The sequence below is a fragment of the Mycobacterium sp. TH-M25 genome (genome assembly GCF_057473665.1).
In genome coordinates this window covers 1-4,194 of the sequence record NZ_JBYCLA010000060.1, presented here as the reverse complement: position 1 = coordinate 4,194, position 4,194 = coordinate 1, and the positions used below count along the sequence as shown (strand labels likewise).

Below are 4,194 nucleotides of genomic sequence, written 5' to 3'. Positions count from 1 at the left end.
CTAGTTGCCTTTTCGCGGTCGGCGCGATTATCAACTCGTATCGCCGGTCGGTCACGTCCTAGCTCGGCGTGCTTGCATCGCCGCGGCAAGGGTGTCCTGGTTCTCCCCTTCCCCGCGGGCTAGCTCAGCATCGGCCTCGCCTAGGGCGCGGAGCGCTGCGGGGTCGGACAGCACCGCAATGGTTTCCTCGAGTGACTCCAGGTCGTCGACGGCGAGAAGGACCGCCGTGGGACGTCCGTGCACCGTGACGGTGATCCGTTCGTGCTGGTCGCCGACGCGGGCTACTAATTCCGATAGATGAGCCTTCGCCTCTGCGAGTGAGCTGACTTCCGACATAGTCATAAGTATGACCAGTTTCTGTCTCGGCGTCCAGAGGGAGGGCGACTGGAGCGGGCTTGATGAGACAGGATCTGATCGGCCTCGATCTGTCAGCGGTCACGTACTTCCCCAGGTTTGAGGGGTTATGGTTACTGAACCGTTGGAAAAGGTGCGGTAGCGGCGGTCCGTCGAGTGGTTCGGACGGGTCGTAGCGGCTTGCGGCCGGAACTGTGCCGCCGTGGCGTTGGCGGAGCCGAGTGATGATGGCCGCCAGGACGTTTGCCAGCTCGGGCCCGACGAGCAGTACGCGTTCCTCGTCGTTCTTGGACGGAGCAATTTGGAGCAGAGGAACAAATTCGTGCGTATCTGCGAGTTCATACTGAACGACCGCCAGCTGGGTGAGTTCGAGGAGCTCCTCGAATCGAATCCCTGTATGGCGCAATGTCTCAACGACCGCCCAGCACCAGAACGCGTCGTCTTCCGCCTCGGTGGCGTCACGTCTTTCCCCAGTGTCGAGCCGCTGCACCATGACTTTGGGCGATCCCACGTGGCGAGCCGCGCATTCCTTGGTGTACTACGCTATGCGTTGGTACGTCACTGCCGCGTACTCGAACGTCTGCCCCACCGGGCTGACCGACGCGCGATCCAGTAGCTTGGACGTGCTGCGGCGCTGATCTTCGACCGCATCGACGAGTGTCGCGGCTTAGTCCGGTCAACGGAGAACTTCTGCGTCGGACCGGTCTCACGGGCACTGACCATCGCGAAATCCTTGCCCGGATCCCAGCGGCCTTCGGTGTTCATCGCCTCGCCCCACTGCTGGAAGCCGTCGCCGAAGTTGTAACCGGCGGAGAACGCCCGGCCGGCCCCCCGCAGCACGATCACCTTCACCGCCGGGTCCCGCTCGGCCAAGCCGACGGCCGCCTCGATCTCGTCGGGCATCGGCGGCACAATGGTATTGAGCTGCTCAGGACGGTTCAGCGTGATGGTCGCGACGGATCCGTCGCGGACGTAGAGCAGCGTCTCGAATCGGTTGTCGTCATTGCTAATTTGCCTCCGGGGGGAGCATCTGAAACCCGGTCAGTACGGTGTTGGCATCCCGGGCATACACCGCGTTGTCAGGATCGGTGGACTGAACTGTGACTGTCGCGACATAGGTGGTGCCGTGGAAGGCCTCGGCCACCATGAGCGTCTTGATCTTGCGTGGGGGAATCCGCCCCATGCCGGGGGCGTCGTAGTCGACCAGCTCGGCCTCGTCCCCGCAGCGGGTCGTCGCGGCGATCTGGAGCCCGGTGGCGCCGAGGTTGTCGACCAGTGCGGCCCGCTCCTGGTTGAAGATCGTCGTTTTGTCGGCGTTGTCGCCGGGCACGGATTCGAGCGTCACCACGGCGGTGGGCATGAAGTCGTTGGTCGCCAGGTCCTTGTTCCGCATGGTGAAGCGGATGATCTCCGAGTCGAGCATCGCTGCCCGATCCCAACCGGACGGCTGCGGGATGTTCAGCTGCGGCTCGCCCGCTGCGCGGGGCTCGATGGGCGTCAGGGGCGCCGAAACCTGCGCGCAGTCAGTGGGTTTCCGCGGTGGTTGGTGAGGGTCCCGAGCCGCAGTGCCGGTGACCACCTTCGAACAGCCCGGCACCGCCAGCAGCGTCACGGTGGCCACCGTCGCACACAACAGGTAAGGCACGCGCATTGACCCACACCACACCTTCATCATTGTTGCCCTCAACCACCCAACATCTGCCACAGGAAGGAGAAGGCCAGCGCGGATTTGAACGCGGTCTGGGCGTTGTCGGCGGCGCCGGCGTGGCCGCCCTCGATATTCTCGTAATACCAGACCCGATGCCCGGTGGCCTCCAGCGCCGCCGTCATCTTGCGGGCATGCCCGGGGTGCACCCGGTCATCGCGGGTCGACGTCATGATCAGCACCGGCGGATATTCAAGGTCAGCCGAAACATTCTGGTAGGGCGAGTATTCGGAGATGAACTTCCAGTCCTCGGGGTCATCGGGGTTACCGTACTCGGCGACCCAAGACGCGCCCGCCAGCAACAGGTGAAAGCGTCGCATGTCCAGCAACGGCACCTGGCACACCAGGGCGCCGAACAGCTGCGGGTACTTGGTCAGCATGATGCCCATCAACAGGCCGCCATTGCTACCGCCCTGGGCCCCGAGTTGCGCAACAGTGGCGATGCCGCGTTCGACCACATCGGTTGCCACCGCCGCGAAGTCCTCGGCCACCAGGTGACGTCCTTCGCGCATCGTCTGGGTGTGCCAGTTGGGCCCGTACTCGCCGCCGCCCCGAATATTGGCCAGCACGTAGGTGCCGCCGCGCGCCAGCCAGAGCCGGCCCATCACCGGGCTGTAGCCGGGGGTGTAGGAGTTCTCGAATCCGCCATAGCCGTAGAGCAGCGTCGGCCCGGGCCCGTCGATGCCGCCGGGCCGGACGACGAAGTACGGGATCGCGGTGCCGTCCTTCGACGTCGCGAAATATTGTGCCACGGAGAGGTTTTCGGCGTCGAAAAAGCCAGGCGCGTCCTTGACCTGTTCGAGCGGGTCGTCGCCGGTGCCGCGCAGCAGCCGCGACGGGGTGTCGAAGCCGCTGCAGTCCAAGAAGAACTCGTCGCCGGTGTCGTCGGCGGCGACGATCACGCTCTCGGTCGCCGGCGGAATACCTGCCAGCGGTGTGCGCTCCCAACTGCCTCGTGACGATCGCAAGCGCGGCGAAGCCGGGCGCAGCGGGTCGTCACGCGAGGGCGGTGTGACGACCTCGACCCGGCTGGCCACGTCGGCCAAAGTGACCAGCAGGAGTCGGTCGCGGGTCCAGGCGTACTGGTGCAGGCAGGTGTGTGCATCGGGTTCGAAGACCACGGTCAGTTCACGCCCACCGCTGAGGAATTCGTCGTAATTGGCCGCCACGAGTGAACCGGCCGGATAGGTTGCGGTGCCGAACTCCCAGTCGGTGCGTGGTTCGATCAAGAGCCATTCGCGATGAATCGAGACGCTGCTCGCATCGGAGGGAACGTCGATGCGGATCAGTTCGGGGCCGCGCAACTCGTAACGCTCACTGTTCCAGAAGTCGGTGGATCGGGAGACAAAAGTGCGCTCGAAACCCGGTGTCCGATCGGTGGATCCGCCGACGCTGACGTCGGTGCTCGCGCCTTCGAAAACCAGCTCCGCCTCGGCCAGGGGCGTACCGCGCCGCCACCGTTTGACGATGCGCGGATAGCCGGAATCGGTGAGCGAGCCGGGCCCGGAGTCGGTGCCCACCAGCACGGTGTCGGGGTCTTCCCAGCTCATCTGTGTCTTGGCTTCGGGCAGCTCGAATCCGCCATCGACGAAATCGTGCTTCTGCAAGTCGAATTCGCGCACAATGACCGCGTCGGCACCGCCTCGCGACAGGTTGACCAGTGCGCGGTCGAATTCGGGTTCGATGACGATAGCGCCCGACCAGACCCAGTTTTCCTTGTCGGCACGGCTCAATTCGTCCACGTCCAACAGCACATCCCAGTCGGTGACGTCGCTGCGGTAGCTGTCCAGCGTGGTCCGCCGCCACAGCCCGCGCGGGTTGTCCGCGTCGCGCCAGAAGTTGTACAGGTAGTCGCCGCGGCGGCGCGCATACGGAATGCGGGCGTCGGTGTCGAGCACCTCGAGCGCTTCGGCGCGCATCCGCTCGAAATCGTCGCCGGCGAACCGGGCGACCGTCGGATCGTTGCGGTTGCGCACCCAGGTGAGCTGCTGCTCACCGAGGACGTCTTCCAGGCACAGGTAGGGGTCGTTGAGCTCGTTGGCGGGCATGGATGCCATTGTGGCTTGTTGCACGCCAGCGGCCAGGCCACCTCCCGATATCGTGTGATATCGGGAGGTGAAGCGTGAGCGATATCC

3 protein-coding genes and 1 pseudogene are annotated in these 4,194 nt (G+C 64.8%); all 4 read right to left on the bottom strand.

Features of this window, described 5'->3' with window-relative positions; genetic code table 11:
- Window positions 1-51: 51 nt before the first annotated feature.
- The 4 genes and pseudogenes from AC2VOU_RS02320 to AC2VOU_RS02305 all read right to left on the bottom strand — a co-directional run bounded on the left by AC2VOU_RS02320 (window position 52) and on the right by AC2VOU_RS02305 (window position 4,116).
- Window positions 52-336, bottom strand: a complete 285-nt coding sequence (locus AC2VOU_RS02320) for a type II toxin-antitoxin system Phd/YefM family antitoxin (protein WP_486955902.1) — start codon at window positions 334-336, stop codon at window positions 52-54.
- A gap of 702 nt (window positions 337-1,038) precedes the next feature.
- A pseudogene (locus AC2VOU_RS02315) lies at window positions 1,039-1,365 on the bottom strand (enoyl-CoA hydratase-related protein); the annotation flags it as partial.
- Window positions 1,361-2,005, bottom strand: coding sequence for an LpqN/LpqT family lipoprotein (locus tag AC2VOU_RS02310; protein WP_486955901.1), 645 nt, complete (start codon window positions 2,003-2,005; stop codon window positions 1,361-1,363). The pseudogene AC2VOU_RS02315 and the gene AC2VOU_RS02310, both read right to left, overlap by 5 nt.
- Window positions 2,006-2,037: 32 nt before the next feature.
- Window positions 2,038-4,116, bottom strand: coding sequence for a prolyl oligopeptidase family serine peptidase (locus AC2VOU_RS02305; protein WP_486955903.1), 2,079 nt, complete (start codon window positions 4,114-4,116; stop codon window positions 2,038-2,040).
- Window positions 4,117-4,194 lie beyond the last annotated feature (78 nt).